The 5,106-nt window shown below is 62.0% G+C and carries 5 protein-coding genes; 4 read left to right on the plus strand and 1 reads right to left on the minus strand.

Going from position 1 to position 5,106, the window contains the following annotated elements:
• The coding region (locus WCG50_RS17250) for an adenylyltransferase/cytidyltransferase family protein (protein ID WP_336900831.1) at positions 1-272 on the minus strand (272 nt) is incomplete at its 3' end.
• A gap of 78 nt (positions 273-350) precedes the next feature.
• Here WCG50_RS17250 and WCG50_RS17255 point away from each other — a divergent pair.
• The 4 genes from WCG50_RS17255 to WCG50_RS17270 form a co-directional block, all read left to right on the plus strand.
• Entirely contained in the window at positions 351-1,583 is a 1,233-nt protein-coding gene (locus WCG50_RS17255; protein ID WP_336900832.1) for a phosphohydrolase, read from the plus strand.
• 221 nt (positions 1,584-1,804) lie between these two features.
• Positions 1,805-3,109 carry an FAD-dependent oxidoreductase gene (locus tag WCG50_RS17260; RefSeq protein ID WP_336900833.1) on the plus strand — a complete coding sequence of 435 codons (1,305 nt, stop codon included), beginning with the start codon at positions 1,805-1,807 and terminating at the stop codon, positions 3,107-3,109.
• A 9-nt stretch (positions 3,110-3,118) separates the two neighbouring features.
• The gene (locus WCG50_RS17265; protein WP_336900834.1) at positions 3,119-3,904 is read left to right on the plus strand and encodes a DUF1365 domain-containing protein; all 786 of its coding nucleotides are present in this window, start codon (positions 3,119-3,121) and stop codon (positions 3,902-3,904) included.
• Positions 3,905-3,919: 15 nt separating this feature from the next.
• Positions 3,920-5,106: cyclopropane-fatty-acyl-phospholipid synthase family protein (locus WCG50_RS17270; protein WP_336900835.1), on the plus strand; the 1,187-nt coding region annotated here is incomplete at its 3' end.

Here is a 5,106-nt window from a genome sequence, read left to right on the forward strand (position 1 = left end):
GCCATCACAAAAGCGCGGTCGGCTTCGTTGTTCAGCGGGCGGTCCGGCCCTTTGCCCAGGCGCTTGGCAGAGGCATCAGTGTTCAGCGCCACCACCAGGCTGGCGCCCAGCGCGCGGGCCTGCGCCAGGTACATCACATGGCCGCGGTGCAGCACGTCAAACACGCCATTGGTAAACACCAGGGGCCGGGGCAGGCGCTGAATGCGCTCCACCACTTGCGTGCGACCGCAAATTTTGTCTGAAAGCGCAGAAATGGTGGGTATGTCCGTCATGCCTTCGATGCTAGCAGGCCGGGCTAATCTATTAAGCTACTGTTTTGCCTGTTGGCATAGGCATAATTCCTTCACTTTATGAACCTCGTTACCGTCAACACTGACACCATCCGCATCGGCACACCGATTCCGCTTTCACTCTGGGATGTGAATGGGATTTTGATCGCGCCCAAGGGCTTCGTCATCCGCAGCCAGGCCGATCTCGACCAGGTGGTCGCGCAGCGCCAGCAACTCTACATCGACGTGGCCGAGTCTGAAGTGCACAGGCGCGCTTATGTCGGAAAACTCCGCAGCATGGTGACCGACGAGAAGGCGCTGGGTGAAATTGCCGAAAGCCAGTTTTCTTCGTTCGAGCTGGAGCGCACCCGTGACATCACCCTCAGCGACGAGCCCGATTGGCTGGACCTGCAGGAGCAGACCCACGCCATGCTGCGGGATAGCAACGCCGAGAGTTTTTGCGCCCGGCTGGACAAACTTCAGTTGCAGCTCAATCGGCACGCCCGCACCAACCCGGATGGCACCTTGTTTGCCCTGATTCATCTCTCCAGCACCGAGTTACGCCGGTACAGCGCGACCCACGCTATGTTGGTCAGTGTGATGTGCAGCCTGGCCGCGCGCGAAGTTCTGAAATGGCCAGCCGCGCTGGAAGACTCCCTGTGCAAAGCCGCACTCACCATGAACATCGGCATGACCGAGCTGCAAGACCGGTTGGCCGTGCAAAAAGAGCAGCCCAACCTGGAACAAGCCCGCCAGATCGAACACCATGGTGCCCGGGGCTTGAGCCTTCTGATGCAGCGCGGCGTGACCGACCCGCTCTGGCTGGAAGCGGTGGTCGACCACCACACCAAAACTCCCGGACCGCTGGCCGTACGGTCTGAGGCCCAGCGAATGGCCCGCATGATCCAGCGTGCCGACATGTTTGCCGCGCGTCTGGCCCCGCGTGCCTCTCGCACTTCTGAGTCGCCTGCCAGCGCCATGCAAGCCATTTACTTCGATGAAAATCGCCAGGTCGACGCGGCCGGCGCCGCCTTGATCAAGGCCACCGGCATTTACTCGCCCGGCTCATTCGTAAGACTGGCATCAGACGAAATTGCGGCCGTCATCAAGCGCGGCAGTAACACCACGACGCCCCGCGTGGCTGTGGTGATCAACCGCACAGGCATGCCCACCGGCGAACTGATCGTGCGCGACACCAGCAAGCCCGACTACAAGATCGTGGCCGGTGTGTCGCACCGCGACGTCAAGGTACAAATCAACCTGGAACGGCTGCTGGCCCTGACCAAACCGACCGCGACCGATCGTCGCTGGTAACGTGTTGCGGGGCACCCACGGCCCCTTCCTCTTTCACAATTCAAGCGCCATGACCCCAATGGGTACAAGGGTAAAGGTCCACTTGCCACGATAAATTACCAACCGGTCACAAAATAACCGATTCGTAATTTATCAACTATGCACCGCCCACCCTGCCGCCATCCCGCTTCTCTTTCGCTTCCTGCCACCCTGCATGAAGCTCGCAGCGAGGGCGCACGGCCATGAAAATCGCGATCATTGGCTCGGGCATCTCGGGTTTGGCGGCTGCGCATGCGCTGCACGGCAAAGCCGACCTCACGCTGTTTGAGGCGGGAGACTATTTTGGCGGCCATACCCACACCGTCGACCTCACGCTGCCCGGCCCGAATGGCCTGGTAACGCACGGCGTAGACACCGGTTTTCTGGTGTTCAACGAGCGCACTTACCCGCAACTCATCAAGCTGTTTGCCGAACTCGGTGTCGCTGCCGTGCTGTCTGACATGTCGTTCTCGGTTCAGGTTCCTGACGGGCGTGGACATGGCCCACTGGAGTGGAGCGGTTCCTCGCTGAACACCGTGTTTGCCCAGCGCAGCAACCTGGTCAACCCGCGCTTTTTGCGCTTGCTGCGCGACGTGCTTCGGTTTAACGCACTGGCCACCGACCTGGCCAAGCGCGGCGCCGAAGCCGCATTAATGCAACCCCTTTCCGACTTTTTGCAGCAACACAAGTTGTCTGCAGAGTTTCGGGATTGGTATTTGTTGCCGATGCTGGGCTGCATCTGGAGTTGTCCGACTGATCAGATGCTGCGGTTCCCCGTGGCAACCATGATCCGGTTTTGTCATAACCACGGTCTGTTGCAAGTCACCAACCGCCCTCAGTGGTGGACCGTGGCCGGGGGCGCACGCCACTACGTTGAAAAAATTGTGGCCCAGGTGGCCGACAAGCGCCTCAACAGCCCGGTGGACCGCATCACGCGCGAGGCCCACGGCGTATCGGTCACCTCGCGAGGCCAGACCGAGCGTTTTGACAAGGTGGTGCTGGCCTGCCACGCCGACCAATCACTGCGACTGCTGGGCAACCCCAGCCCGGGCGAGGTCGAGGCGCTGAGCGCCATCCGCTACCAGCCCAACCGCGCCGTGCTGCACACCGACACCTCGGTGCTGCCGCGCCAGCGCCGGGCTTGGGCGGCCTGGAATTACGAACGGGCTGCGCGCCCCAGCAGCACGACATCGGCCCAACAAACCCCTTCAGACGCCCGCGTCTGCCTGCACTACCTGCTCAACCTGTTGCAGCCCTTGCCCTTCGAGCAGTCGGTGGTGTTATCACTGAACCCGGTGCACGCGATCGACCCAAGCCAGGTTCACGGCACTTTTGAGTACGACCACCCGGTGTTTGATGCCGCCGCCATCCGGGCCCAAGGCCAGATCCCGGCGCTGCAGGGCCAGCAACACACCTATTTTTGTGGCGCCTGGACCGGCTACGGTTTCCATGAGGACGGGCTTAAATCCGGCTTCGATGTGGCCGCCCGGCTGCTGCAACTGGTCTGATGTGCCGCAATGAATCACCCTGTTGATACCGCGCCGCCCCAGCCCTTGATCGGGTTTGGCGAGGTGCGCCACACACGCCTGAAGCCGGTGCGACATGCTTTTGTTTACCCCACCTATTTTTTGATGCTGCCAATGCGCGCCATGCAGCGCAACGGTGCCGGACTACTGCCACGCAACCGCTGGTCGCCGCTGAGCTTTTTTGATGCCGACCACGGCGATGGCCGCTGCCCCGAACTCGGCGGCGCACTGGCCTGGCTGGATGAACTTCTGGCCCGGCAAGGCATTGACGGCGCCGACGGCGAAGTCTGGCTGCACTGCTACCCGCGCGTGCTGGGTTTTGCCTTCAAACCGGTCAGCTTCTGGTACTGCCACCGCGCGGACGGAACCCTGCGCGCCATCGTGGCCGAAGTCAACAACACCTTTGGCGAACGCCACTGCTACTTGCTGGATGCACCGACGTTTGGTGTCGAGCAAAGTGCCGCCAAGGTCTTTCATGTGTCGCCGTTTTGCCCGGTGGAAGGCAGCTACCGCTTTCGTTTCATGGTCACCCCCGGGCGCACCCACACGGTGGCCCGCGTTGACTTTGATGACCTGACGGGCCCGCTGATCGAGACCCGTGTCAGCGGCAAGTTGCAGCCCTTGAGCGCCCAGAGCGTTCGCCACGCGCTGTGGCACTACCCCGCCATGACGCTGGGCGTGGTGCTGCGCATCCACTGGCAAGCGCTGCAGCTTTTCATCAAACGCGTCCGGTTTTTTGGCAAACCCAAGCCGCCCACCGCTTTCACCACCCGCTGAGCCCCGAGGTCCCCCATGAACACCCTGAACCGCACCACCGCCCCCGCGTTTTCCATTCCTCAAGGTACACCGGCCGCAGCCCGCAGTGTGCTGAAACTGCTTAAAAACCTGCGCCACGGCAGCCTCACGCTGCAACTGCCCGACGGCTCGATGCATCGCTTTGGCAGCGAGGACTTGCCCCACGCCACGCTGCACCTGAACAACTGGAAGGTGTTTTCAGCCGCGCTCAAATCGGGCGACATCGGCTTTGCCGAAACCTACATTGCCGGTGACTGGAGCACCCCCAACCTGACCGAACTGCTGCGCGTACTGGTGAAAAACCGGGCCGAAGTCGAAAACGTCATTTATGGCTCCTGGGCCGGGCGCCTGCTGTACCGCCTCAAGCACCTGCTGAACCGCAACACCCGCGCCAACAGCCAGAAAAACATCCACGCGCACTACGACCTCGGCAATGGTTTTTACAGGTTGTGGCTGGACGAAACCATGAACTACTCAGCGGCCATTTTTGACGGCAACCTGGACCAGCCGATGGCGCGCGCGCAAAACACCAAGGTGCGCCGTGCGCTCTCGCTGGCCGGTGTCAAAGCGGGTGACCGGGTCCTGGAGATCGGTTGCGGCTGGGGCGCGCTGGCCGAAATGGCGGCGGCCGAATTCGGCGCCTCGGTGGTCGGCGTCACGCTCAGCACCGAGCAACTGGCATATGCCCAGACGCGCCTACAAAACCTGGGCGTGGCGACCGGCCCCAGCCAGCAGGCCGACCTGCGCCTGCAGGATTACCGCGACATCACCGACGCCCCGTTTGACGCCATCTGCTCGATTGAAATGGTCGAAGCCGTCGGGCGCGAATATTGGCCCACCTACTTCGCCACCGTGGCGCGTTTGCTCAAACCGGGCGGGCGCGCCTGCGTGCAGAGCATCGTGATTGACGATGCGCTGTTTGAGCGCTACGTGGGCTCTACCGACTTCATCCAGCAGTACATCTTTCCGGGTGGCTGCCTGCCGTGCCCACGCGAATTCCGGGCGCAAGCCCACGCTGCCGGGCTTGATGTGGTGGACGAATATGCCTTTGGCCACGACTATGCCGAGACCCTGCGCCGATGGCGCGATGCCTTTGTAGCGAAGCGGGCGCAGGTGCTTCACAACGGCTTTGATCAGCGCTTTATCCACATCTGGGAGTTCTACCTGTCGTATTGCGAAGCCGC

The organism is Rhodoferax sp. (assembly GCF_037143375.1).
GTDB lineage: Bacteria > Pseudomonadota > Gammaproteobacteria > Burkholderiales > Burkholderiaceae_C > Rhodoferax.

Coding starts and splice junctions, on each gene's coding strand:
- WCG50_RS17255 (WP_336900832.1), top strand. CDS start 351: ATGAACCTCGTTACCGTCAACACTGACACCATCCGCATCGGCACACCG.
- WCG50_RS17260 (WP_336900833.1), top strand. CDS start 1,805: ATGAAAATCGCGATCATTGGCTCGGGCATCTCGGGTTTGGCGGCTGCG.
- WCG50_RS17265 (WP_336900834.1), top strand. CDS start 3,119: ATGAATCACCCTGTTGATACCGCGCCGCCCCAGCCCTTGATCGGGTTT.